The organism is Centipeda sp. (in: firmicutes) (assembly GCF_057271695.1).
The window spans coordinates 71,906-97,656 of the sequence record NZ_DBHIVL010000001.1 but is presented as its reverse complement, the minus strand read 5'-3'; the positions used below and the strand labels follow the sequence as shown (position 1 = coordinate 97,656).

Here is a 25,751-nt window from a genome sequence, read left to right as displayed (position 1 = left end):
AGCATGTCATTCACCCTCTCACCCGCACAAATCCCTTCCACACTGCCTTTCGCAGCAGATCCGCAGGGATCATGGTCGCGGCAAGAAGAAAGACCAGTGCCCAACCGCCTGCGTGAATCGGGGTGCAGCTGAACATCCCGCCAATCCATGCGCCGACATCGTGCGGGATGTACGGTGCGTTGATAATCGCCGCCATGATGAAGACAATCATCCCCCATACTTTGACAAAGCCGATGTTCTCGCCAAGCCCACGGAAGATGCCGAAGCCCGTGGAGCGCACGTTGAAGCCGTTCATGAGCGAGGCGAGGACGAAGAGCAGGAAGTACGCCGTATAGTGCTCCGCCTGCCCGTCAAAGACGGCGGCAATGCGTGCATCGGTCAAGAAGAAGAAGCTGAGGAGGACGAGCCACGTCCCCATGCAGACAATCTGCACGCTCATCGCGGGGCTGATGATGCTCGCGTCGCGGCGGCGCGGCTTCTCGCGCATATAGCTCTCGTGCGCCGGCTCGTTGCCGAGCATAATCGCACCGAGGCTGTCCATGACGAGGTTGATAAAGAGGAGATGCGTCACGCGCAGCGGCTCGATGATGCCAAAGAACGGTGCAATGGCACTCACGACAACCGCCGCGATGTTGATGACGAGCTGGAAGCGGCAGAATTTCAAGATGTTATTGTAGATTGTGCGCCCGTAGAGGATTGCATCCTTGATCGAGCGGAAGTTATCGTCGAGGATGACAATGTCCCCTGCATCCCGCGCCGCCTCCGTCCCGCTGCCCATCGCAAAGCCGACATCGGCGCGGCGCAGGGCGGGCGAGTCGTTCACGCCGTCCCCCGTCATGCCGACCACGAGGTTCATCTTCTGCGAGAGACGCACAATGCGCGACTTGTCCGTCGGCAGTGCACGTGCAATGACGCGCAGCTGCGGCAGAACGCGCTGTACCTCCTCATCCCGCATCTGGGCGAGGTCGCTGCTCGTGAGGACGAGATCGCCGTCCGCACGCAGCAGCCCCGCGTCGCGTGCAATTGCAACGGCGGTCTCGCGGCGGTCGCCCGTCACCATGACGACCTGCACGCCCGCCGCCTGTACCTCCGTGATTGCCGCACGCGCCTCGGGGCGCACATCGTCGCGGATTGCAGCAAGTCCGATGAGGACGACATCCGTATTGATTTCATTCTTTTGAAAGGGCTGCTCCGAATACCCGAACGCCAAGACGCGCATCGCACGCACGGCATAGGCGTTTATTTTTTCGTTCAGCGCATCTGCATCAAAGGGAACGATCGCCCCATCCGCACGGAGCGCGTATTTCGCCCGTGCCAGCAGTGCCTCGGGCGCCCCCTTGTAGACGACCGTGCCGCGTACGGGCAGCTCCGCCTGACTGAATTTATTGGTGGAGTTAAATGTCTGCCGATGCCCCACACGATAGTTTTCATTGCTCTGCATCGCGCGGTATGTCTCTGCACCGAGGAAGCGCATGACCGCCTGATCGGTCGGATTTCCGCCGACCACCGCGCCCGCCTCGTCATACATGGCGGCGGAGTTCATGCCGATCGCGAGTTTCAGCTTTTCGTGGAGCACAGGATTCTCCGTGAGCGCACCGAGAACCGTACCATCCGCCGTAAAGAAGTCCACCACCTCGAGCTGTCCGCCCGTGATCGTGCCCGTCTTGTCGCTGAAGAGGATATTCAGCGAGCCCGCCGTCTCAATGCCGACCGCACGACGCACGAGGACACCGCGTGCGAGCATTCGGCTCGTGTTCTGCATCAGCACGAGCGAGATCATGAGGGGCAGCCCCTCTGGCACGGCGCAGACGATGATGAGGATCGCGAGCGAGACTGCCTGAATCAGATCCACGAGAATCTGACTCCACCCAAGGGCTACATACGCCTCCAGCCCGCCCGCACGCAGGGCAAAGAACATCATGTAGAGCGAGATGATGACGAGCCCCGAGAGATAGCCGAACGCCGAGATCTGATCGGCGAGCTTCGCGAGCTTCACCTGCAGGGGGGAGTCCGGCTCACGCGCCTGCATCTCCGCCGCCATCCGCCCCATCATCGTCTGCACGCCGACGCGGCGCACCTCCATCACACCCTCGCCGTCAAAGACCACGCTCCCGCGAAAGAGGGTCGCATCGTCCACGAAGGTGTCGCCCGTAATCTCCTCTGGAAATACATAGTGGCTGTCTGCGGGTATCTTCGGGCACTCCTCCGTCTCCCCGTTCAATGCCGTATTGTTCACGCGGAGCTCCCCCGCGACCAGCATGCCGTCCGCAGGAATCTTGTTGCCGCCCTGCAAAATGACATGGTCACCGACCACGATCTCATCCACGGGCAGAACGACCAACCCGCCGTCACGGCAAACCTTCGCCGTATCCTTTGCCGTACGCGCACGCAGGGCGCGGTACTCCGTATCGCTCGCGACATTCGTCCGCGCTGTCACCGTCGCAACGATGATGACGGTCACGATCGTCCCCACCGGCTCATAGATCTCCGCGTGCCCTGCAAAGTACATAGCGATCATGAGCGCGACCATGACGAGCAGGATACGGATCATCGGATCGCGGAACGTCGCCAGAAATACCTCCCCAAACGTCATCCACTGCGGCTCAGGAATCGTGTTCGCGCCGTATTTCAGACGCGACGCCTCCGCCTCAACCGATGTCAGTCCCGTAAATTTCAAGAATGTTCCCCTTTCCCCTCAGCCACGCACCGCACGCACAAAGTAATAGACGAGATAGGCACTGACGGCGAGGGCAATCCCATCCCCGAGACTGCCGTACATCGGTGAAATCAATACGATCAAGGTCAGCACGGCGATGCGTGCGGGCTCCTCCCATGCGGCATTGGTCCGTCTCTGCACCGCAGCCTCCACGGCTTTGGAAATGCGATTACGCCAGCGCGTCAGCCAGAGCACGATCCCCGTGACAATCATCGCCGCCGTCATGAGGATGAGCAGTGCCCAGAAGATTTTTTCCGCCGTCATCTCATGGTTGTGGATGTGCAGATTCAAAAAGAACGGTGCCATCGTCAGCCATGCGGGCACGGGCACAAGGAACGGCTCCCCACCGTCCGATGCGAGATAGACCTGCGTCCCCAGTGCAAAATCCGTCGCGCGTACCGTTGGCTCTGCGATCTGGAACGCATAGAGCGCACTGTCCGCTGTGGGCAGGCGCATCGAAATGACCTCCTTTGCGGGAAATGCTTCCTGCATCTGCGCCAGTGCTTCCTCCGGCAGGAGCAGTGACGCACTCTGTTCCTGTGCGGAAAAGTGCTCTGCCGCCATCGTCTGCGCCGTGCGCTGGTAGTCCCGCATGCCGACGGAGTAAAGGACGATAAAAACGCCGCTCACGCACATGAGGGCTGCCCATGTGCCCGCAAAGACCGACGTGAGCTTATGCCAGTCCGACCAGAACAGTCGGCTGCTCCGCCTCCGCCGCGTGCCAAAGGCAAGCGTTTTCATCATCGGCAGATAGAGGTAGACACCGCTCACGATGGAGATCACGGAGAGCACGCACATTGCCGCGAGGAAGTCGCGGCCGCCCTCCTCCAGCCCCAGCCGGACGTGCAGAATATGCATTGTGTGTATGAACTCCTGCACCGCCTCGGAACGGTAGACACGCTCCTGTCGGTTGAAGACCGTACCCGTGCGCACCTCGTACATGATCTGCTCTCCGCCCATGCGCATATGGGAGCGCCCGGCCTTTCCGCCGCGATCCTTGACGAGAAAGTAGAGTGTCCCGTCCTCTCCATCCGGTGTGACCGCCAGAATCTCCTTTGTCGGGAACGCCTGCATCACGGCTTCTGTCCCCTGCGGCAGACCCGCCCAGATCTCACGCAGAGGCATAGGCTCCCCGCGCGGCGGCAGATTCAGCGTGTTCCACGCGTTGATCTCCTCGCGAAAGAGCAGCGGCAGCCCCGTCAGCGTCAGCAGCAGCAAAAAGAGTGCGCAGATCAAACTCACCCATTGGTGAATAACATAGATTTTCCGCATTGATTGCCTCGATTCCAATAGATGTTACTGTTCCCTATCATAACACAAAATGAACGGAAACGGCGACCAAAAAGAGGACGGCTGCGCACCGTAAATGCGCAACCGTCCCCCAATCTCCTCAATCAGCCCTCTTCGACCTCGATCAAGGCATACTTTCCATCGTTACGTCCATAAACCACGTTGACCTCCTCCGTCTCCGCATTGCGGAACACGAAGAAGCGGTGGTTCAGAAGGTTCATCTGCATGATCGCTTCCTGCACATCCATCGGCTGCAGGCTGAACCGCTTCGTCTTGACGACGGGGAAGACATCATCCTCCTCCGGCACTGGCTGGACGAACGTCTCGACTGCCTCCGCCTTGAACCCGCCGTGACGGAAACGACGCTCGAGCTTCGTCTTCTGCTTGCGAATCTGGCGTTCCAGCTTCTCGATGACGAGATCGATGGAGCTGTACATATCCTCCGAGTGCTCCTCGCCGCGCAGCAGCACGCCGCGCACGATCGGTGCCGTTACCTCAACCTTGTGGTGTTTCCCCTCCACCGAGAGCAGTACGGAGATCTCGCCCACATTCTCGAAATACTTCGTGATCTTGCCGACCCTTTTTTCCACATAATCCCGCAGTGCCGGTGTAACCTCGACATTCTTTCCCCGAATCGTGAATGCAGCCATGAAACACAGCCCCTTTCTATCCACGGGAGCGATCTTCTCTTCCGCCCCCCTTTCCCTTGTATTTCGACATAAACGAAAAAAAACCTGCAAAAGAATTGTACTTTCCCTAAATTCTGATTTTTTATCGTTATTATTTTTTACCTTGGATTGCTGTTTCCTGCTTGAAAAAAAAAGTTTCTCATGCTATAATCACGCATACAGGAATGAGGTGTCCAACTGGACAGCAAAAGCCCCCCGACCGCACATCGGGGGGCTTTTTCATGGGCTGGAAGCTGCCAAGAACTACCTTTCCAACCACTTCTGAATGTAGTACCAAACCGCACACGCTACTACACCAGCAAAAACTGCACTCAAGAATGAGGAATCCAGCATACGACAGCCCTCCTCTCCGTGCCAGATTCGGAGGTTGGCAACGGATACAGTATATCATAATGGGGAGAGAACTGCCACGCCCATATCCACTCAAATGAAAAAGCCCGCTGTGTAAGCCGGGCTTTTCAAACCTTTGTCCTTATTCCTTTTTGACCACGTTGTCCGCCTGGGGACCACGCGCGCCTTCGACGATGTCGAATTCGACTTCCTGACCTTCGTTGAGGGTCTTGTATCCCTCGCCCTGAATCGAGGAAAAATGGACGAATACATCATCGCCGTCCTCGCGGGAGATAAATCCATATCCCTTATCCGCGCTGAACCATTTCACCTTGCCTGTCATGTCGGCTCTCCTTTCACTGATAGAGAAAACCTGTTGCAATCAACATTTCTCCAGTCTCGCACGTATGCCTCTTCTTATTATAAGAGCCGTGTCATTTGCTGTCAATGGTCTATCATCAAAGGATTAGAAAAGCTCATCCGTCCACATGGTCAGAGCTGCGGGAAAAAACTTTCCACCCGTCGGAGGCGTTCGCGCTCGAGCTCCTCGCGCCGTTCAAACATCTCGCGATAGGCGGCGATGTAGTCGTCCAGATGCTGCGCAAGGAGTCGATGTTCCGCCGCATAGCGGTAGGCATTCTCGGCAAGCGTGCGGCGAAGGTCGGCACGTTTGATGAGGAGATCCAGCTTCTTCGCAAATTCCTTCGGGCTGCGGAAGATCAGACCTGTCTCGCCGTCGCGCACGCTGCCCGCATAGACGGTCGGGGAGGCAAGTACCGCCGCCCCGTTACCCGCCGCCTCGATGAATTTCAGATCGGACTTGGCACGGTTGAACTCCGTGTCATTCAGCGGCAGGAGGACGATGTCCGAGGCGTGCAGTGCCGCCGTATAGTGCTCGTAGGGCGCAACAATGGAGGCATCCCGCACACCGCCCGCGAATTCCTTCGCCTCCGTGCGGAGTGCCTGATAAAATCCATGATCCGAAACGACGCGGAAATACAGGCGGTCGCCATAGCGGCGGATCGCCTCGTTGAGCGCGGGCATCAGCGGTTCCCAGTCCGGCCGGCGGTTCAGCGCACCGAAGAAGATGGTCACGCGGTCGCTCGGCATATCATAGCTGCGCGGCGCGGGCAGCTCCGCAAGCTGATTCTCGAAGAGATAGACATAGGGGTTGTATTGCTGCAGAACATCCTTCAAATATTTGGTTGAAGTTTGCACGGCGGAGACGGCACGGAGGAAAAAGTAATTATCCGCCTTCATCTCCTTTGAAATGACCGGGTGGTCGTCTATTTCGTGGAGCAAAATATTCCCATCTCTGCCGTATTTGTATAAGAGGTCCTTGACCCTTGCCGTAGGATCGATAATGAAGCGTTCAAACAGGATAAAACTATCGTGGAGATCACCCAGTTCCTCCAGAGCAATCGCCGCATCGCCCTTTCTCAGTGCGCCGCTCAAGGAGATATATCCACCCGCTGCAAGCTGTGTGAGCGGCTGATCCAGGCGAACCGATGCACAGTCCTCCACGCGGTTCATCACAATGACATGGAGCGAAGGAACTCCCGCCTCATATGCCTGCCGCAGGACGGGAGATACCTGCGGGAGCAGCGGCTCGACGATGTTCCCGCAGTCCTCCTGCAGCTTGGCAAGTGCCGCCCGATAGTCCTCCTCTGTCCTCAGGAATACGCGTCGACGCCAATAGTCCCCAAGCAGACGCCGCCATTCAACCCCTGCGCGAACGAGGGTCTCCGGGGCTCGCCCCTCCTGGCCGCTGTGCACGCGAAAGAGGCTGAGCGGCTGACTGAACACGACAACATTCCCCTTTTCAAGGAGTTCCAGCCACATGGCGCAATCCGATATGGTCAAATACCCACGCGACTCCGCACGCCAATAGTGATGCACCAGATCCCTCCGCCGAAAGAGGACAGCGGACGGCTCTCCCAAAAAATTATCGTGGCTCATGAGGGTAGCGTGACCGACCGCTTCCCCGCTGAAGCATCCATATCGTCCGGGAATGGGCGGCGCACTTTCCCATTGTCCGAGATATGCTCCGTCCCCATCAATCCCGCCGCGTATCGACGTAACAAGCGTGACAGTCGAATCGGTGAGAAAGGCATCGAGCATCCGTGTCGTCTTATCCGGCAGCAGGAGGTCGTCGTCCATGCACCACTGCAGGAACTCACCCTGCGCGAGATGCTCAAACGGCATAAAGTTCTCCGCCTGCGTCGTTGCATCTCTGTTGCGGATATAGCGCACGCGCACATCATCCTGATAGTCCCGCATCATTTCTTCGGTGCGGTCGTCCGTCGAGTTGTCACAGACAATGACCTCAATGTTCGGATAGGTCTGCGTGAGTGCGCTCGTAAGGGTCTCGCGAAAATAGTGCGGGCGGTTGTACGTCGGGATCATGATGCTGACAAGCGGAGCCCTCAGAAGAGCCGCACGCGCCGTTGCACGGATGAGCGGAAGATTGTTCGCCCACGCAATCACACCCAAGGTCTCCTGCAGAATCGTCTCGGGCAGACCGATGTCAATGCCCCAATGATCCATGAGCAGGGGGCGTGCCTCGGAGCGGGTCAGCTCGTAAAGGTCACAGCTGCCCGCATAGCGATGCGCAAAGTACGCGGGGACGCGCAGGATATGAAAGCCCTCGTATTTGAGACGGAAGGAGAGGTCGAGATCCGCACCGCCGCCCATGAACGCCTCGTCAAATCCGCCCGCCAGTGCAAAGGCGGAGCGGCGTACGAGCAGCGCAAAATCCTCCAAAAAAAGGCTTTCCGTCGGCTGCGTCAAATGACGGCACACCCACTGCGCCGCATCCTCCCCGTGTGCCGCCATCTCCTCCGCATTCAGATACTGCCACGCGAATTCTGTATGGTTGGAGAAGGGACCGACGGCGGCAACCTCCGCATCCAACTGGAGGGTCGCAAGAATTTTTTTCAGCCCGTCTGCCGTAAGGATGACCCCCTCCCGCAGAAAGAGAAGGAAGTCCCCTATAGCGGCTGCTGCCCCGGCATTCCAGCGTGCCGCAGGCGACGATCCATCGCAGGGCAACAAGCGACAGGCACATCCATGAAGTGTCTGCCGCACCAGATCCGCATCCGCCGCTGCTGCAGGAACGACCAGCTCCATATCAATGCGAAGGCGGGCGGCGGCGTCAAGTGCCGCCTCTGCCGTCTCACGCAGATATGCGCCCTCCTCCGTGACCGCGAGGATAATGCTGAGCGCACTCATGACTTCAGCGTACACAGCAGTGTGAAGTCCGTCTGCTGCATCTTTGCCGCAACCTGAATTGCCTTGTCCTTTTCCCCCATATCATGCAGGAGCAGTGTCATATTCCGCAGCGTCACATCACAGCCGGGGTCGAGGCGCAGTGCCGCCATCAGCAGCTCCTTCGCTCCCGCATAATCGTCCGCGACATATGCCGCACCCGCAAAGGCATTCAGTGCCGCCACCTTCTCTGAGGGACGAATTTCCTGTGCAATGATTTCTTCCGCCTGCTTTGCTGCATCCACGGATGCAGCAGTGCTCTGTGATGCCGGGGGTACGACGGGCTCCACCGCTTTGGATGCTGCGGGAGCATTCTGCTCGACCGCTTCTACCATCCCCAGCAGCGCGGCGAGATGCGGATACGCCGCCTTGGTCTGTTCAGAGTCGAGCTGCGCCTCCACTCCTGCAAGGCGTCCAATCTCCGCACGCTGCTCATAGGAAAGCGTACGTGCGTGCACCTTGAGGATGTTCTCAAAGAGCTTCAGCGCATCGGCAGGACGCTTTTCACGCTGGCAGATACGGGCGAGGAGAATCCGCACGTCCACATTTGACGCATCCTTGGCGAGGGTATTCGTCACCCAGCTTGCCGCACGCGTATAGTCGCCGAGCTCAAAGTAGGCGCGTGCGACATCGCCGAAGCACTCCTCGGGCGGATTGCCCTGCGCCAGCATATCGGCAAAGGTGTTGATGACCCCCGCATACTCCTTTTTCTCCATGTGCGCACGAATCTGTTCCACCGTTGCAATCTTCTTCTCTGCCATCGTCATAGACCCTTTCTCTTTACGCTTTTCTTCACGCCGTGCACGCTTTTTACGCGTGCGTTCGGCGCGGTTCGCTTTACGCTTCTTCATTGAGGTATCGCTCCCAAATCATCTTATATGCCGCCTCCACAGCACGAACATAGTCTCTGCCAGCCATCAGGGGAGAGGCACGCATCATGCGCGGAATCGCCGCATGCAGTGCCGCCAGCAGTTCCCGATCGGACGCGATGCCGACGGCACACTCCACATATGCCGCAGGACTCTCCGCAACCAGTTCATTCAACCCCACATTCGAGAGGAGACCTGCACCAAATCGTGCTCCGTGACGCGCCCCTGCCATTGTCACCACGGGCAGCCCCATAAAGAGTGCCTCGCAGGTCGTACCGCCCCCCTGATAGGGATAGGTGTCGAGGATGATGTCCACATCCATATAGTCGCGCAGATAGTCCCTCGTCCCGGGTCGCAGTACAAGCCGCTCCACATCTATGCCGGCACATTCGGCACGGATTCGCATACGCGCCAGCGCCTCCCTGCTCGGATGGACATTTTTGAGCAGCAGCCGCGCCTCGGGTACACGCTGCAGAATCTCTGCCCAAAGCGTCAGCATCGCATCCGTGATCTTCGCGAAATTGTTAAAACTCGCGAACACAGGCGGATCATTCGGCACACGATGCAGCTGCTCATAGGGCTCAAACCGAACCGACGGCGTAAAGCAGAGATGCGTGTGCGGAAGCCGCAGGATCCGCTCGGTAAAGAGCACATCCATCTCCGGAGGATCGACAAGGGGATCGCCGAGAACGTAATCCATCGCGGGAAGACCCGTCGTGTTGAAATAGCCAATGCCCGAGATCTGCACAGGTGCGGGCTTATAGGCAGCGATCTGAAGCGTCGTCCCCCCCGCCGAATGTCCCGCAAGGTCAAAGAGGATATCAATCCCGTCCGCATAGATCCGCTGTGCAGCCGCTGCAGGCGTGCAGGATGAGAGGTTGGCATAGTGATCCGTCATTCCTGCCAACCAGTCCGTCACCTCACTCTGCTGCGCCCCGATATCGTAGAGGGACACCTCGAAATGTATGCGGTCATAAGCGGCAAGGAGCTGAATCACAAAGTTCAGCACGATGTGATCCGTAAGACTTGGCGAGAGATAGCCGATGCGCAGCTTCTCCCGCCGCTGTTTCGTATGTGAGAACTGCGGCAATTCGCCCATCATCGTCCCGTACATCCGATGAGCCTCATACATCTCCTCATCTGAGATACCGTCGACATAGTGCAGATCCATGAGATAGTTGCTCAGCGCGGTAAGACGCATCTGCGGCGTGGGACACGGCAGCTGCCACACGAGCTTCAGATGCGGCAATGCCGCCTTGAGATCAGAGAGACGGAGAAGGAGATGCCCCATGATTTCATGCAGTTCCCAGAGCCGTTCCGGGGGGAACAGCCCCTCCCGCTCCATCGTTTGAAGGCGGCGGAGCGCATTCTCCGAACGCCCCGCAGCAAGCTCTGTGCGTACGGCATCAAAGGCGCGTTCAAACGCCCCCTTCGCGCGCTTCCCACGCTGCCCAGATCGCACGATAACAGTCCTCCATTTCACGAATATAGCGTTCTTGATCCATGACGGGCGATGCCTTCATGCGATCGCGCAGTTCCCGGTGCAGGGCATCCAGCAGGTCAATATGATTGGCAAGAGCCACCGCTGTCTCGATATAGTCCTCGATGCGCGTCGAAGCGAGCTCCCCCAGCCCGATATTCGCGAGCAGACTGTAGGTAAAGCGCGTGCTGTGCCGCTCCGAATAGTAGGACACAACAGGTACGCCCATGTAGAGCGCGTCGCAGGTCGTACCGCCACCCGGCCACGGATAGGTGTCGAGCGCAATATCCACATCGAGATAACGCTCCATATAGTCGCGCGTAGCTGCCTCGAACTGCACGCAGTTCATATCAAAACCGAGGTGTTTCAGGCGTTCATGCGCCAGCGCAGTGACACCGCGCTTTCCATATGCCTTATTCTTCAGTAACAGCCGCGCATTCGGCACACGTTCCATGATCTCGCGCCATGCCAAGAGCATATCATCCTGCAGCTTCGCATACTGATTAAACGAGGCGAACTGGATATAGCCCCGCGTGCGTGCAGGCGTTCCTGTCGAAGCGGGCAGATGTGTAAACCCATTATAGCAGAATTGGCTCGTCAGGCGCAGTAATTTTTCGACGTAGACCGATTCACTGCCGCTGCCCACAGGATCACAGCAATGATCCGTTACGAAATAGTCCACAGCAGGCAGCCCCGTCGTCGCCATATAGCCGAGCCCCGAGATCTGAACGGGGGCAGGTTTCCATGCAAGTGCCGCCAGCCCCGAACCTGCCGTATGCCCCGCGAGGTCAAAGAGGATATCCACCTCGTCCGCATAGATCTCACGTGCGATGCGCTCCATATCCCGCGCATGATCCGAAAGATTCCGCCACGCTGTGACAAGCCCTTGCAAAAATTCCGAATACTGGTCATGCTTGCCGAGGTTGTAGACGTAGACCTCGAATTGAGCGCTGTCGAACCCCGCGAGAAAGGGCCATACGAAGTACAGCATCACATGAGCGCAGAAGTCGCCTGAAATATAGCCGATGCGGATCTTGTCCTTTTTCCGCCGTCCGTGATGCGTGTACGGCTGCACATCGCGGAAAAGGTCCGCGTAGCCAAGGCTCTTCTCATAGACCTCCCGCGCCGAAAGATCGAGCGCATTGAGTTTGAACAGCGCCGCACCGTAGTAAGCACGCTGCAAAAACGGTGCAGCTGCTTCCCGTGCATACGCCATCGCATAGCGATAGGAGAGCTCCGGTTCGGGGGAAAACGTGGCATAGTCCGCACACGCCTTGAGCAGCACGGCGTGAACCTCAGCCTCCGCAGCAAGTCCGCCCTCGATGAGCGCAAGCCCGTGTTTGGCGCGTGCGTAGCACTCCATCGGCGTGCCGAGCGGTGTCGGACTGACGAAGGAGAGGTAGAGCCGTGCTGCCTCCCGATCGCGCGTAATGCCCTCGGCAGCCAGCGCCCAACGCCCCGCCAGTGTCGGGGCATCCGAAAAGAAATACGCCCATGCGAGCGTCATGCGCTGCTCAAGATTCAGACATTCCATACCGTCCAATTCATGTGCAGTATGCACGACCATGTTCCAATCCTCATGCGCGCCAGCCCGAGCGAGGCGTTCCGTCACTTCTTGAACAGACTGCTTGCCCCCCTCGGCAAGAACGCGCTCGTAGGCACGCTCCACAGAGAACATAATCGCCTCCGCATCGGAGAGGTCAAAAAACCGCCAATGCAGAAGCTGATGAAGCTCCGTGAGACGGGATAAGTCGGAACAGAGTGTGGATGCCCATACAGCAGTTTCCTCTGCCGTTCGCGCAGGTGGCAGTCCGAGACGGTTCAAGAGATGCGCAGAATAACGCGACACCAAAGACCGCGTCGTGAGGAGCGGCACGCCGCGCTCGGACGCATGGCAGACATCGACGAGATCCGCATGAATGCCCAACAGCAGGTCGAGCTCATCATAGGGGAGTTCGTCCACGAGATCCAGAGCGGAATCCTCTGAGCCGAGTGCTGCGATGCGCTCGATATCCGCAGTCGAAAGCTCCGCCGCAATCCGCGCCGGCAAAATCAGACGAACGGTGCGCAGCTGCGACAGTAAGTGCGTGAGGAGTTCCACAAGAACATCCGCCCCATTGCCGGACAGCTCGCCCACAATTCCAATCGCCGGCACCCCCGTATCGAGCAGCGGTGTGCGATAGGTATAGGGCGACGAGGTTCTCTGAAACTTCATCCAACAGCAGGGGAAGATCTCCTTGCCCTCAACGAGAGGAAGCCCTCGCGCCGCTGTCGGACATTCCTCCGCAAGCGAGATGATGTGTGCGGCAGGCTGCCGTTCCAGGATGGCGCGTACCGCGTCATCCGTCCCGCAGAGCGCGAGATCGACGAGCAGATCCATGCGGTCATGGCGCATGCGCTCTGCCGCCTCGGCAGGAGTATCTCCACCAATGTCCCGCAATACAGCCGCATCGGAAAAGATTTCGATAGTGCTCCTGCTTCCCGTATGATATACAAAGAGCTCATAGCGCAGCGCATCATAGGCGGCGAAGAACATAGGCAGGAACTCCCGCAGCCGCACGGCACTGAGCGCCGAGATGATATAGCCGAGTCGAACTTTTCGATCTTGCTTCCCCCGCTTCTCCACAAGTTTGCGTTTTGCTTTCTTTTTCTTCATCATCTCTCCCCTATACAGAAGTTCCTATTGAGATTATCGTGTTTCGTACACGGTCTCTTTAGTGCTGTGCATAGGCAGCCCAGACCGCCTCGTATGCCGCGCCGACATCGCTGCCATAGCTTGCCGCATCCATAACGGGCGAATTCTCCATCATTCCGCGCAGCCCTCTATGGAGGGCATCGAGCGCAGCGGCATCTCCTGCGAGCGCAACGGCAAGCGAGATATACTCCTTCTCCGTACGCGCAACAAGCCCCCCTGCGTCGATGTTTTCGAGCAGTGACGCCCCGAAACGGCTGCCGAGACTCTCCCCCGCAAGGGTGACGACAGGCACACCCATATAGAGCGCATCGCAGGTCGTGCCACCCCCGGGATAGGGAAAGGGATCCAGTGCGATGTCCACGCGATTGTACGCGGCGAGATAGTCCCGTGACGCTCCCTCCGCATCCACCCGATCGCACGGAATCCCCGCCGCCGCAATGCGTTCCAGTGCCTCTGTGCGTGCATCCGCACAGGAAAAGACATCCGTCTTGAGCAGTAGACGGCTCTCCGGCACGCGGCGCAGAATCTCTGCCCAAATGCGAAGTACATGATCGTTCAGCTTTGTAAAATTGTTGAAACTGCCAAAGACAATGGTACGACCCGCCGCAGATGCGTGCGCGGGTGCAGGGGCTTCGTGCAGCGGCCGCCAGCAGAAATGCGAATGCGGCAGGACGAGCAGTTCCTCCGTAAAGCCCTCCTCCGCGCCTCCTGCCGCAAGCACGGGATCGGCAAGAAAATAATCCACGGTGGGAAGCCCCGTCGAAGCAAAGTAGCCGATGCCCGAAATCTGCACGGGCGCAGGACGATAGGCGAGAATGGGCAGCGTCCTGCCCGCCGTATGCCCCGCGAGATCGACGAGGATATCCATACCGTCGCGGTAAATCGTATGCGCTGCCTCCTCTGCCGACAGCCGCGCCAGATTGCGAAAATGCGCGACCGCCCCCCTCACGTGTGCCGTATAGCCGTCCTCGGCGTTCAGCGCATAGACCGTCACATCATAGCGTGCGGGGTCGAGCGCCGTCATCAGGGCATACGAAAAGGAGAGCACGACGTGCTCCCTCACATCGGGTGAAAGATAGCCGATGCGCAGACGTCGCTCCCCCATATCATGCGCCGTATGGTCGAAGGTACGCACATCGGCAAAGAGTGCGCCGTACCCCTCCGCCGCCCGCTTATCCTCCGCCGGCGATGCGGCCAGATAGTGACGGTTAAAGAGCACATTGCTCGCATTGAGCGCACGCAGCGTGCGGTCAGGTGCCGCCTCACGCGCCTGCTCGTAGAACTGTACCGCCTCCTGCGCACGCCCAAGAAAACGCGCACACTGCCCCGCGAGATTATAGACCTTCTCCGCAATCGCAGGCGGCATCTTTGCATCGAGGAGAGGTGTGAGCAGTGCCAACGCGGCACAGCGTTCCTTTGCCATGAGATGAATACGCGCACGCAAAAAGACCGTATAGGGGTCACGGGGGGCAAGACGCCCACATTCCTGCCACGCTGTCAGTGCCTCCTGTGTGCGTCCCGCCTCGATATGGAGTGCCGTGAGAAGCCCCGCAGCCTCGGCGGGCAGGAAGCGATGCAGCTGTTTCAGCCCCTTCTTTGCCGCCCTCTCATCGCCCTGCGCGAGTGCGGTGAAGATGCGCTCGCGCAGGATCTCAAGTTCCGCTCCGCTCATGGCAAACCTCCTGCGAGCCGCCCAATTCGCCGCAGCATCCGCACATCCTCGGGAGCTGCAGAGAGGGTTTTGCAGGAGTTTGGCAGGAGGAGCGCAAGTGCGCCCTGCTCGTTCGGCGCAAAGCCCTCTCCGCACGCCGCCGCAACCGCCGCCGTACGCTCCATCTCGTCGATCAGGGACGCTGCCGCCGCACACGCATCCCCCGCAAGAAGGAATTGCCGCCGCTGCGGGAACTTCAGCGTGCTCTTTTGATCGTAATAGAGTGCGGCCAAACGGAAGGAAGTCCCCGCAAGCACCGCAGCAAGAAATGGCGGATCGACGTTCTCTTGATAAAAGGCATTCAATGCTTCGATGACGGTGGCATCATCCGCCCCGACACAGTCCAGCATTCGGACGAAACGAATGAGCACCGGAGCCGTATGCGGACTGAGCCGCAGCGCGTGCTCATGGAGGTGCAGAGCCTCCTCCATATCCCCCCGAAGCCGCGCAGCCTCCCCGAGACGCGCATAGGCACTCGGTGCGAGAATGCCTGAGAAATCGCCTTCGCGGTAGTATTCCTCATGCAGGCGAATCCCCTCGCGATACGCCGCACATGCCGTAGAGATAAACCCTTGATCCCACGCGTATGTGCCATAGATCAGAGGAAAATCCGCCTTTTCAGGAAGGGCCTTCCGCGCCGTCTCGTATGCTGCACGAATCTCATCATCTGCCGCCCCCATCAAGATGAGCGATTGGAGCAGAACGGCGTGCGGTCGATCCTCCGAGCCGACGGGCCGATCTGCGCCGTCCCGCGCCAGACGCGCGTAGCGTGCCGCTGCAGGATAGTCCTCAAGGGAATAGTAGCAGTCCATCAGATGATATTCGTCGAGCTTTTTGTGCTCCCCGCGTGCACGCCGCGCCAGCAACAGTTCCAGATCGCGGCGCGACTTCCCCTTGATGATGCGCGGCGAATAGCCCGTATGGTAGAGCGTCAGCCCGGGAGCCATCGTCATTTCGCGCCCCGCATCGCCGCTGAGATTCTCCACGTGCTCATGGATGCTCCCGACAAAGCGGATGTGCGGCGCACGGCGAAAAATGCGCTGCACCTGTGCCGACGTACCGAGCAGTTCTCCCGTATCCATATCGATATTGACGAGATGCACGATGAATCCGTCGAAGTTCTTTCTTCGACTGTACTCCTCGATTAGCGGACGCACGCGCACCGCACTCTCCTCCGTGAAATACTCATCTGCATCGGTAAAGACAACCCAGTCCCCCACCGCCTGATCGAGCGCGAAATTCTTTGCCGCCGCAAAATCGTTGATCCAGTCGAAAGGAACAACCTTTGCCCCGCCTGCGCGTGCAATCTCAGCGGTCGCATCCGTCGAGCCCGTATCGACCACGATCATCTCGTCGGCAAAGACACGCATGGACGAGAGCCAGCGCGGCAGATTTTCCGCCTCATTCTTTGCGATGACACATGCAGAGATCTTCATCGTATCAGCTCCCATAGTTCCTGTGACGTTCGATGTGCGCCATCCAAGGCAAGCGCACGTGCGAGAGCGTGCTCCGCCTCCGCCCGCATCCCGAGCTGCAGCGCAGCGTGCGCCATCCCGCAGAGATCATCCCCCGTTTCACCCGCCATTTCCGACAGCAGCGAGCGACCGAGGAGCACGCCCGCCCATCGTTCATGTGCCGTAAACTCCTCCACGAGAGCACGCAGGACAGAGCTGCCATATCCCGCCGCCGCACGCAGAAATCGCTCCGTCTGCGCTGCATCCGCATGATGAACGAAGGCATCCCGCACGAGGTCATACCCCTCCTGTGTCTTTGGCAGAGGCACGGCATCCGGTTCGTCATAGTGCCGCCAGAACGCCCGCATCGGTGTGGGGAGCAACGTGCGCAGACGATGATAGAGCATTGGGCTCTCCGCCTTGCGCTCGTTCTCCAGACGCAGCAGGATCTCGGGGATCTCGCGCACGGACTGTGAGAGCGCGGCAACAAGCTGCGCACCGAGGACGGACGCTGTTTCTGTTCGCACCTGTTGATAGATCGCAGGCGCATCCTCGGCGCATCCCGTCAGACGCGTAAGCTCTGCACGCGCCGCACACGCAAGGGATAGCCAACCGTGACTGTCCGCAAAGCGCGTGAGAACGCCGACCGTCTCCGCATCGTCCCCGAGCAATTCCCGCAGCGTGGTAAGCACCTGTCCCGCATCCTCTTTGCAATGCAGTTCCACATAGACATCAGGAGCCTCCTCATGCGCCTGGTCCAGTGCAAACGCACGCGTGAGTTCCTCCTGTGCCGCCACCGTCTCCCCCGCCTCCATCAGAAGACGCGCACGCGCAGCAGACACCGCCCCTGCCCATGTGGAAAATTCGGATGCCTCTCCCTTCGCATCCGCAGGGTACTCATCGAGCTCCAGCGCACGCGTCAGCGCATCGAGCGCCTGCCCATCCCCAAGAGCAGTGAGCAGCAACCCCAGTCGTCCGTGAAAATCGGGCAGCACGGGAAACAGAAGGCATGCCATACGCGCCGCCGCAATCTGCTCCGCGAGCGGAACGCGCTCCTTCTCCATCGCATTGAGCAGGAGATGGTGGAGATGGCTCTGCGCACCGAGCGACACGACATCTTCTTTTAGCGCGGCACGCGCATAGATGAGTGCAGAGGCATATTTTCCAAGCCCGTAATAGGTATCGGCAAGATAACGAGAGTCGCCCGGCTGCAGTCCCGCCTCCTCGATGCGCTGCTCCATCAGCGCGAGATTGCGCTCGTGCTTGGCACGGATGCGTGTGGAGGAATAGCCCACATGACGGATGGCAAGAGCCACGGATTCATGATAGAGAACAGGTTCTCCGCCCTCCTTGCGCAGTGCCTCATGCACGCGTCCTTCGTAGAAGAGACTGCGCCCCATCCGCAGGAGACGGATATGCGGCGCACGTCCCGTCTCGCGCTCATCCGCATCCTCATCCACGTGTACGATGGGCAGAAGAACCGCATCCACGTGCGGCATCGTCACATCGACCATCGCAAGATATGCCCGCACCTCCGACGGATCGAAAAAGGATTCATCCGCATCCAAAACCACAGCCCAGTCGCCGCGCACTGCATGGATCGCAGCATTGCGGGCGGCGGCAAAGTCATCCCGCCACACAAAATCAACGATGCGTGCGCCCGCCGTCTCTGCAAGTCTGCGCGTCCCGTCCGTCGAACCTGTATCGACAACAATGCGTTCATTCGCATAGACAGCGGTATTTGCGAGCCATCGCTCCATATCCCGTGCATCGTCGCGCACAAAGACCGCCGCAGAGATCTGCAGCTCCTCTGCACGCGCTGCAATGTGCTGCCAGATCGCCATGCGCCGCTCCAATCCCTCACGCATATCATCCGTAAAGTGGGAGATCTCCACGCTCCCCGCCGGCAGATCCGCAGAGAGTGCACGCTGCGCTGCTGCGATTGCCTCCTGATAGCGATGAAGCGCCGCCAATGCCTCCGCATATTCCGCGTGCATCTCCGGGAGTTCCGGGAATTCGTGCGACGCCTGCGCAGCAATCGCAAGGCGATCCTTTCTGCGTGCAGGCTGTGCGCCATAGATGCGCAGGAGAATCCGCCAGCAAAGACTCGCATAGACCACACTGCGACGCCCAAGAGCCACATCGAGGAGGGCGTAACGCTCCGCCATACGCTCATCACCGAGATTGTCATACGTCTCGGCAAGATAGCGCCAGCAGCGTTCGGGCTCGTTTGAATGTCGCACCTCATCGAGCAGGAGACGCAGATTGCGCTCCCCCTTTTCGCGTGTGAGTGCAGCCGAATACCCCGTATGCACAAGGGTCAACTGTGTCGGTGCAAGAATGCCGGCGCACGGCACAGTTCCATCTGCGTCACGCAGCTCCTCATGGATCCGCCCCACATAGGCACGTCCCGCCCGTCGGCGAAAGATGCGCGGCGCGAAGGAATCAAGCATTGTCTCCCCCGTCGCCTCGTCGATGTTGTGCCACGGAACGAGCATCACCTCAGCCCCCGCCGCATCCGCCTCTGTAATCACCGCACGCAGATGCATACGCGTCTCGTCCAAAAAATATTCATCCGCATCGATAAAGACAACCCAGTCCCCCGTCGCTTTGGCAAGCACGGCATTCCGTGCCGCCGCAAAATCATCCGCCCACGGAATATGACAGACTTCCGCACTGCATGCGGCGGCAACGGCGGCAGAGTCGTCCCGCGAGCCCGTATCGCCAACAATCAGCTCATCCACTTGATCCTGCAGACTTTCGATGGACTTCTTCAGATGATGCGCATCGTCCCGCACAATATAGCACGCCGTAATACGCAGCTTTGACACCTCACCTTGCACCCCATCTTCCCCTCGATACTGCCGCACACGCTCCGACCAAAAATGCGCCCGCTCCGCATCTTCCAAATGCACATAGATCTGCGCTACACGCTCCGCTGCCATCGCAGCCACACTGTCGTTGAAAAAAGAGGCGTTTTCCGTCCTTGCCCCACCTGCATCATAGCGTTCCAGTGCTACGGCAAAGCTCTCCGCCGCCGCCGCATAGGAAGCGAGCCCACAGAGAATCATGCCGCGCTGGGCGTAGAAATCTGGCAACGCAGGATACTTTGCAAGAGCCACCTCGGCAAGTTGCAGCATCTCCTCATCGGGGTAGTGAAGCGCACGCATCGACTCAATCATTTGATGGTAGATCTTGCTCTCCTCACCGATAAAAATCGCTTCTCCATCGAGAGCCTCCTGCGAGAGTGTAAGCACCCGCGCATAGTCCTTCAGCCCGAAATAACAGTCCGCCAAATAGAAGGCGTGCATTTGCGTCCGTCCGTGCAGTGCGGCATCGCGTTCAAGCATTGCAATATTGCGTCGAATTTTCTCCTCTCCCCGCTCGATGAGATACCCTGTATGTCCTGCACTCAGACGCTCGTCTGCGTATTGAAGCACACGCGCTCTTTTGTCGTCACGCACGAGCTGTTCATGAATCATGCCCGCATAGCGAATCCCGTGACGACGAAAGATACGGGGGCTTTGCATCCAGTGTGCATCGCTCAAAGAGTCTTTCGTTATAAAGTTACAGAGTGGAATCATAATGATATCGAAGTCTGTGTGATCGCGGATGGTATCCACAATTCCCGCCCGCACGTCCTCCGGATAAAAGAAATACTCGTCGGCATCGAGAAAAATGACAACATCACCTGTCGCTCGTTCGAGCGCATAATTGCGTGCCGATGAAAAATCATTCTGCCAAGCATACTCATAGCATTGTGCATCAAAAGTTTCGCCAACTGCCGGTACCAACGCATCTCCTGCCGTTGAGACAATGATGATCTCGTCGACCGCCGCCCGTAAAGAGAGAAGGGAACGGCGCAGTTCCTCCACTTCGTCTTTGACAATATAACAGGCAGAGATCTTCATGCGGCACATCCTTTCATTCTTCTCCAAAGAATCATTATACGCGATTCCAGGTATTTTCGCAAAAGAAAAAGAACCCCTCCCCATAGGGGAGAGGTTCCTGTCATCCATCTGTAACAGCCGAAGCGAATTACTGGAGGAGCGAGAGGACAGCCGAGCTGTTCTGGTTCGCCTGCGCGAGCATGGACTGCGCAGCCTGGAGCAGCACGTTGTTCTTCGTGTAGTTCGTCATCTCCTTCGCCATATCCGCATCGCGAATCACCGACTCGGAGCTCTGGACGTTCTCGGACGCCACCGTGAGGTTCGAGCTCGTGTAGTTCAGGCGGGTCTGGACTGCACCGATGTTTGCCTGCTCGTCAAGAGCCTTCTGGAGCGCCGTCTCAATCGTGTTGATCGCAGCATTTGCCTTGTCCTGCGTCTGAACGCTGAGAATCTGACCGTCCGTACCCTTGAGACCAAGTGCGAGCGAACGCATATCCGTCATGCTGACCTTGATCGCCTGGTTTGCCTTCGTGCCCGTCTGGAGGACGAGAGCGTTGTCAGCGGACGCGTTCTCTGCACGAATGCGCTCGTTGAACGCATCGAGAGCCGTGTTCGCCGTCTTGCGGATAGCGCCCGTGTTATCCGTGATCGAGAGCGTGAACGAGGAGATCTGAGCCGTCGTACCCGCGCTCTTTGCCTCGATCGAGAGCGCCGTCTTGTTGTCTGCCGTGTAGACGCTGTTCTTCGCCTTGTCGTAGCCGATCAGAGCCTCGTTCCTCGTTGTTCCCAGGAGCGTCGAGCCCGCGAAGGACTCCGTTCCGTTGTACGCGTTTTTGGCAAGGATGGTCGCAAGCGTGCTGTCTGTGCTGACTTGGAACGTCGTCGTGTAGGTACGACCCTGGCGAACGTAGGAAATCGTGACGTTATCCGTCGACTGGATGTTGAGGCTCTCGTCCGTGCGGCTCTTGAGGGTCGTCAGTGCCGAATCCCACTTCGTTGACGTGCTCATCGCATCGTTCGTAAGCGTCGTGCAGGTCGCCTGCCCCTGGCTGTTGCGCGAGCCATCGACGAGGTACTTGCCGTTGTAGGTTGCAAGTGCGTTGTCGTCGATCTGGTCAACCATCTGGTTGATCTCTTTCTGGATCGTGCGGCGATCCTCATCCGTGTTCGTGTCGTTGGCCGCGTTGATTGCCTTCTCCTTCAGGGTCTTGAGGATCTCAACCGTGCTGGAGACAGCACCCTCGGCGGTCTTCATCATGCTGTTGCCGTTCTGTGCGTTCTGGTTGTCCTGATCGAGCGAACGGATCTGGACGCGCATACGCTCAGAGATGGCATAGCCCGAAGCATCGTCGCCGGCGCTGTTGATCTTCATGCCCGAGGAGACCTTCTGAAGGCTCTTCGCAAGTGCCGACTGGTTCTTGTTCAGGATGTTGAGCGTGTTGACCGCCGACATGTTGTTCTTAACTACCATTGCCATGTGTAAATTCCTCCCTGGTGTGGTTCCGGACTTGCCGGAAATTAAATGTATGTGCGGACATCCGTGCCCGCTGTATAATAGGCAAGTGACGCGTCTATCCTGATTGGCTGCTAGCTAGCCATCCATGGCAGCCGCCCCGCTTGCTTATTATCGCCTTACTATAGAGTATATCGTCACGATGAGGACATACTTAAGTATTTGACTAGAAATATTTTACTTTTTTTATCCGCGTTTGTCAAGCGCGGAGACGATTCCACAAAGATTCGTCCTCAGTAGTGGCGGTTCAGATGACTGCCGAGGGGGTTCGCGCCCGTGAGGTCGTAGCTGTGGACGGCGGCATTCTGACGGCGTGAGCGGTTCAGCCAGGCCCGCGCCTTGTACTGGAGCTGCATCTCGAGCGGAGTCAGTTCCGTCTCCAATGCCGCCCACTCTGCGCCGCCCCGATAGGGATCGGTGGGAAGTGCCCTGAGCAGCTCCACTACCTGTTCGCGCTGATCGACGAGGTCGATGAACATATCGATCTCGTCCGCATCGACGAATTTGAGCAGCTCATGCGTGAGGACGCGGTACTTCTCCCAGAGCATGCGCGCCTCCTCGTATGCATCATCCGGCATAGACGCCGCTCCCTTCCATGCCCTGCGAACCCTTCTCCTCACGCGCCTTCTTCATCGCCTGCGCCCATGCGTCGCGCAGCTCCGTCATGATCTCGGTCGCCTCTTGGATCATCGCCGTATCGCTCTTCATATTGCCCTCGACCAGGCGATCGTACGCATAGTTGTAGAGCGGCAGCAGCTGATGAGAAATCTCGTAGTCCATATTGAGCGTAATGCGGAACTCGGAGATGATGTTCTGTGCCTTTTGAAACGAGGTGTTTGCCGCCTCGAAGTTCTTCTCCGCCAGTGCCTCTGCGCCCTCCTTGATGAACTTGAGACAGCCGTTGTAGAGCATAAGGGTCAGTGCCTCGGGCGTCGCCGTCATCACCTGCTGCTTCTTGTATGCCTCTGCAGCACTGTTTACCATATGGGAATCCCCCCTGCATCATTGTCCGTGGAAGAAATTGAACTGTGTCGAGAGACGCGAGATTGCAACCTCCATCGCGTTGTACTTCTTGTAGAGTTTGCTCTCGAAGGACGACATGAGTTTCTTGAAGTCACTCATCTGTTTCTCGTAGTTCTGGATCAGCTTGCCCAGCTCGCTCATGTCCGACTTGTTCGCCGACACGCCGGAGTATGCCTCCATGCGCTTGAGACGACCGGTGAGCTTGTTGTAGAGACGCGTCGCGACACCGCTGTTGCCGTAGTCGTTGTTCTCATCATTGAAGGAGATGAGGCGGTTCACCGCATCCGGCTCCGCCGAGATGGCGTTCTTCAACTTCGTCTCGTCGAGCTGCAGGTGTCCGGTCTGATTTTTCGCCGTAATGCCGATGGAGGACATCGTGCTGTAGCGTCCGGGCGCAGACTGGACACGATTGATCACAGCATCGCGGAGATCACTGATGAGGGAACGAAGCTGGTCGTCACGGAAGAGCAGGCCTTCCTTCGCCTTTGCGTTCCACTTCTCAATCTGCTCCTTCGTCATGCCCTCTTCCTGCGACTTGGTAAGCACGCCGTAGTCTCTGTTGGTTTTCTGTCCGTACTGTTTGACAAGATCATCGAGCAGCGTGTTGTACTCCTCGACAAATTTCTTGACGTTCTCTACGAGTTTATCCTGATCCTGCGCAACATTCACCGTTGCAGGCGTCCCCACAGGAGTCGCTTTCTTAAACGTGTAGGTAACACCGTTCACTTCGAGCTTGTTGTCCTGCAGGTTGTTGTAGGTACGCCCGTCGATCTTGACCGTCGCATTCGTCCCCTGCGCCTCAAGCACAGAGGTCGTTCCGCTCGTCGTGAACGCCACAGGCGAACTAATCGTACCGTTCGCGACCGTGCCGAGTTTCAGATTGTTCAGCAGGTTCGTCGTATGTGTCGCAGGCGAGGATGTCGTGTCCACAGAGAGACTGATCTTATTCGAGTCGCCCGTCTTGTTGTGGAACAGGGAGAACCCGTCCGACACGGAGTCATAGCCCGCACGGATGTCAAGTGCAGTCTTTTTGCCATCCGAGCCGATATAGCGTGCGTTGTTGATGCGTGTCGCGAGGTCGTTCAGCGTGAGGTTCTTCGTAAAGACTTCCTCCGCTGTGAACGTCACCTCTGCCGATCCCGCACCGTTGGAGATCTTAAAACGAAGTGCCGTATCCCCTGCCGCCATGCCCGCAGGCATCGTGCCCCCGAACGCTACGTCTTTCAGCATCGTGCTGGTCGGAGCAGCGGTATTCGTGCGCTCGATCTTCTGGCCCGCAGCTGTCATAAAATAGGCGTTTGTCGCCGTTTGCGCGACCTCAACGGAGTGCGCCATGACGCCCGCATTTGCGTTCGCCGTCGCCGTGACGGCATCGGCGTGCGAGCTCGTCGTCGTCATGGGCTTGGTCTGGGTGCTCAAGCGGTAGTCCGACATACGGCTTTTGAACGTGTTGACCTTGTCGTAGACGTTCGCATAGGCTTCCTTACGCCATTCCGTTTCAACTTCTTTTTTATAAATGCGATCGTATTTTTTCTGTTCGGAGATCATTCCGACCTTGACCAGAGACTCAACATCGAGCCCCGAGCCGGAGAGTCCGTAGATGCCCTTTGCTCCTGCCATATATACTCCTCCTTCGCGCTCCTACGCCGTCTTGTCCAAGAACGCACCGATCCAGTCATGTACCTTGATCATGTGCTCCACCATCGCCTCCGGCGGCACCTCGCGGAGCACTTCGCCGGTCTTCTTGTCGAGCATGCGCACGGACATGAAGTTGACCTCCTTGTGGTACTGGAACTGCAGATCGACGTTGATGTTCCGCATGATCTCGTTGAGCTGCTCCGTGATAAACGCGGTCTGCTCCTCGTTGAGCGGCTCGTGATGCGGCTGCTCCTCGTGGAGGTCTTTCTCCTCGTTATTGTCCTGCAGCCTTGCGGAGGACGCGGCAGCATTCTGCTGTACGGGATCTGCCTCCTGTGCAGAGAACGCCCCCGTATTCACATCCGCCGGCGCATTCGTCCCCTTCATTCCACTGACAGCAACCGCCGCCAGCATGACATCCTGAACACTTCTTACGGTCATAAGCTACCCCTCCATGTGTCGCGGGGAGTGCATCCGCCACTCCCGCTGCGTTCTTCCTTGATGATTCGTTGTCAGCTCTTTGGCAAGCTGCTGAGATCAAGCACTGCGGGTGCTGCCGCACGCTTGTTCTCCTCCTGAATCGCCCGATAGATCTCGCCGCGGTAGATCTTGACGCTGCGCGGCGCATCGATGGCGATGCGCACGTTGTCGCCCTGAACCTCCACGATGTTGACGACGACATTGTTGCCGATCATGATCTGCTGTCTTGGCTTGCGTGTGAGTACGAGCATTACCTGCCCTCCTTCTCTGCAGAGAACAGGCGGTGTTTCGTCGTATAGGGACTGCGGTCGAGAACAATCTGTTTCCCGCGCCGTGTCTTTGCGTTGATGACAATCGGTGCCATGAGGTTTGCGGTCAGATCACGGATCTCGCTGCCCGCAAGGGTGAGGATCGCGTAGATCAGCACCTCCTCGGGGGAGGTCAGACCGAGCGCCGTTTCGACATCATCGTCGATGGTAAACTCATAGTCCGGAAAGAACGTGAGCGGCATTGTCATGAGGAAAGCAAGCTCCGGTGTCCGAACCGACTGCAAAAAGACGTACGGGCTCTCCTCCTCATAAGGGATGATGATGAACTCCCGCTCCTCCTCGAAGGCGGGAATCCCCGCTGCAAATTGGATGATGGATTCCTCTGCCGCCTCGATCTCGCCAAAGCGGCTCGTCATAATCTTCTTCATCAAGAACTC

The 25,751-nt window shown here is 58.2% G+C and carries 18 protein-coding genes; all 18 read right to left on the bottom strand.

Annotation, left to right across the window (positions count from 1 at the left end; all coding sequences use genetic code 11):
* Positions 1 to 10: 10 nt before the first annotated feature.
* Positions 11 to 2,677, bottom strand: a complete 2,667-nt coding sequence (locus tag ACO6BQ_RS00395) for a cation-translocating P-type ATPase (RefSeq protein WP_489118565.1) — start codon at positions 2,675 to 2,677, stop codon at positions 11 to 13.
* Positions 2,678 to 2,695: 18 nt separating this feature from the next.
* On the bottom strand, positions 2,696 to 3,988 hold the full coding sequence (locus ACO6BQ_RS00390) for a PepSY-associated TM helix domain-containing protein (protein ID WP_489118563.1): 1,293 nt from the start codon (positions 3,986 to 3,988) through the stop codon (positions 2,696 to 2,698).
* 122 nt (positions 3,989 to 4,110) lie between these two features.
* Positions 4,111 to 4,656: a ribosome hibernation-promoting factor, HPF/YfiA family gene (gene hpf, locus ACO6BQ_RS00385; protein ID WP_489118561.1), complete on the bottom strand. Its 546-nt coding sequence runs from the start codon at positions 4,654 to 4,656 to the stop codon at positions 4,111 to 4,113.
* Positions 4,657 to 5,167: 511 nt separating this feature from the next.
* On the bottom strand, positions 5,168 to 5,368 hold the full coding sequence (locus ACO6BQ_RS00380) for a cold shock domain-containing protein (RefSeq protein ID WP_489118559.1): 201 nt from the start codon (positions 5,366 to 5,368) through the stop codon (positions 5,168 to 5,170).
* Positions 5,369 to 5,517: 149 nt separating this feature from the next.
* Complete coding sequence (locus ACO6BQ_RS00375) at positions 5,518 to 8,256, bottom strand: glycosyltransferase (RefSeq protein WP_489118557.1); 2,739 nt, start codon at positions 8,254 to 8,256, stop codon at positions 5,518 to 5,520.
* Positions 8,253 to 9,143, bottom strand: coding sequence for a tetratricopeptide repeat protein (locus ACO6BQ_RS00370; protein ID WP_489118555.1), 891 nt, complete (start codon positions 9,141 to 9,143; stop codon positions 8,253 to 8,255). Before ACO6BQ_RS00370 ends, ACO6BQ_RS00375 begins: the two co-directional genes overlap by 4 nt.
* Positions 9,130 to 10,623: an O-linked N-acetylglucosamine transferase, SPINDLY family protein gene (locus ACO6BQ_RS00365; protein ID WP_489118554.1), complete on the bottom strand. Its 1,494-nt coding sequence runs from the start codon at positions 10,621 to 10,623 to the stop codon at positions 9,130 to 9,132. Before ACO6BQ_RS00365 ends, ACO6BQ_RS00370 begins: the two co-directional genes overlap by 14 nt.
* Positions 10,580 to 13,297: an O-linked N-acetylglucosamine transferase family protein gene (locus ACO6BQ_RS00360; RefSeq protein WP_489118552.1), complete on the bottom strand. Its 2,718-nt coding sequence runs from the start codon at positions 13,295 to 13,297 to the stop codon at positions 10,580 to 10,582. Before ACO6BQ_RS00360 ends, ACO6BQ_RS00365 begins: the two co-directional genes overlap by 44 nt.
* A gap of 58 nt (positions 13,298 to 13,355) precedes the next feature.
* Positions 13,356 to 15,008 (bottom strand): O-linked N-acetylglucosamine transferase, SPINDLY family protein, encoded by a 1,653-nt coding sequence (locus ACO6BQ_RS00355; protein ID WP_489118550.1) that lies wholly within the window; start codon positions 15,006 to 15,008, stop codon positions 13,356 to 13,358.
* A complete protein-coding gene (locus ACO6BQ_RS00350) occupies positions 15,005 to 16,483 on the bottom strand; it encodes a glycosyltransferase family 2 protein (RefSeq protein WP_489118548.1) in 1,479 nt (492 codons plus the stop codon). The genes ACO6BQ_RS00355 and ACO6BQ_RS00350 overlap by 4 nt, the downstream gene beginning before the upstream one ends.
* A complete protein-coding gene (locus ACO6BQ_RS00345) occupies positions 16,480 to 20,412 on the bottom strand; it encodes a tetratricopeptide repeat-containing glycosyltransferase (protein WP_489118546.1) in 3,933 nt (1,310 codons plus the stop codon). Before ACO6BQ_RS00345 ends, ACO6BQ_RS00350 begins: the two co-directional genes overlap by 4 nt.
* A 127-nt stretch (positions 20,413 to 20,539) precedes the next feature.
* Positions 20,540 to 21,868, bottom strand: coding sequence for a flagellin N-terminal helical domain-containing protein (locus ACO6BQ_RS00340; protein ID WP_489118544.1), 1,329 nt, complete (start codon positions 21,866 to 21,868; stop codon positions 20,540 to 20,542).
* 269 nt (positions 21,869 to 22,137) lie between these two features.
* Entirely contained in the window at positions 22,138 to 22,482 is a 345-nt protein-coding gene (locus tag ACO6BQ_RS00335) for a flagellar protein FliT (protein ID WP_489118542.1), read from the bottom strand.
* Complete coding sequence (fliS, locus tag ACO6BQ_RS00330) at positions 22,472 to 22,888, bottom strand: flagellar export chaperone FliS (RefSeq protein ID WP_489118540.1); 417 nt, start codon at positions 22,886 to 22,888, stop codon at positions 22,472 to 22,474. The genes ACO6BQ_RS00335 and fliS overlap by 11 nt, the downstream gene beginning before the upstream one ends.
* An 18-nt stretch (positions 22,889 to 22,906) precedes the next feature.
* Positions 22,907 to 24,547 carry a flagellar filament capping protein FliD gene (gene fliD / locus ACO6BQ_RS00325; protein WP_489118538.1) on the bottom strand — a complete coding sequence of 547 codons (1,641 nt, stop codon included), beginning with the start codon at positions 24,545 to 24,547 and terminating at the stop codon, positions 22,907 to 22,909.
* A gap of 21 nt (positions 24,548 to 24,568) precedes the next feature.
* A complete protein-coding gene (locus ACO6BQ_RS00320) occupies positions 24,569 to 25,006 on the bottom strand; it encodes a flagellar protein FlaG (protein ID WP_489118536.1) in 438 nt (145 codons plus the stop codon).
* 71 nt (positions 25,007 to 25,077) lie between these two features.
* Positions 25,078 to 25,296 (bottom strand): carbon storage regulator CsrA, encoded by a 219-nt coding sequence (csrA, locus tag ACO6BQ_RS00315; RefSeq protein WP_489118534.1) that lies wholly within the window; start codon positions 25,294 to 25,296, stop codon positions 25,078 to 25,080.
* The gene (gene fliW, locus ACO6BQ_RS00310; RefSeq protein WP_489118532.1) at positions 25,296 to 25,742 is read right to left on the bottom strand and encodes a flagellar assembly protein FliW; all 447 of its coding nucleotides are present in this window, start codon (positions 25,740 to 25,742) and stop codon (positions 25,296 to 25,298) included. Before fliW ends, csrA begins: the two co-directional genes overlap by 1 nt.
* Between the last annotated feature and the right edge of the window lie 9 nt (positions 25,743 to 25,751).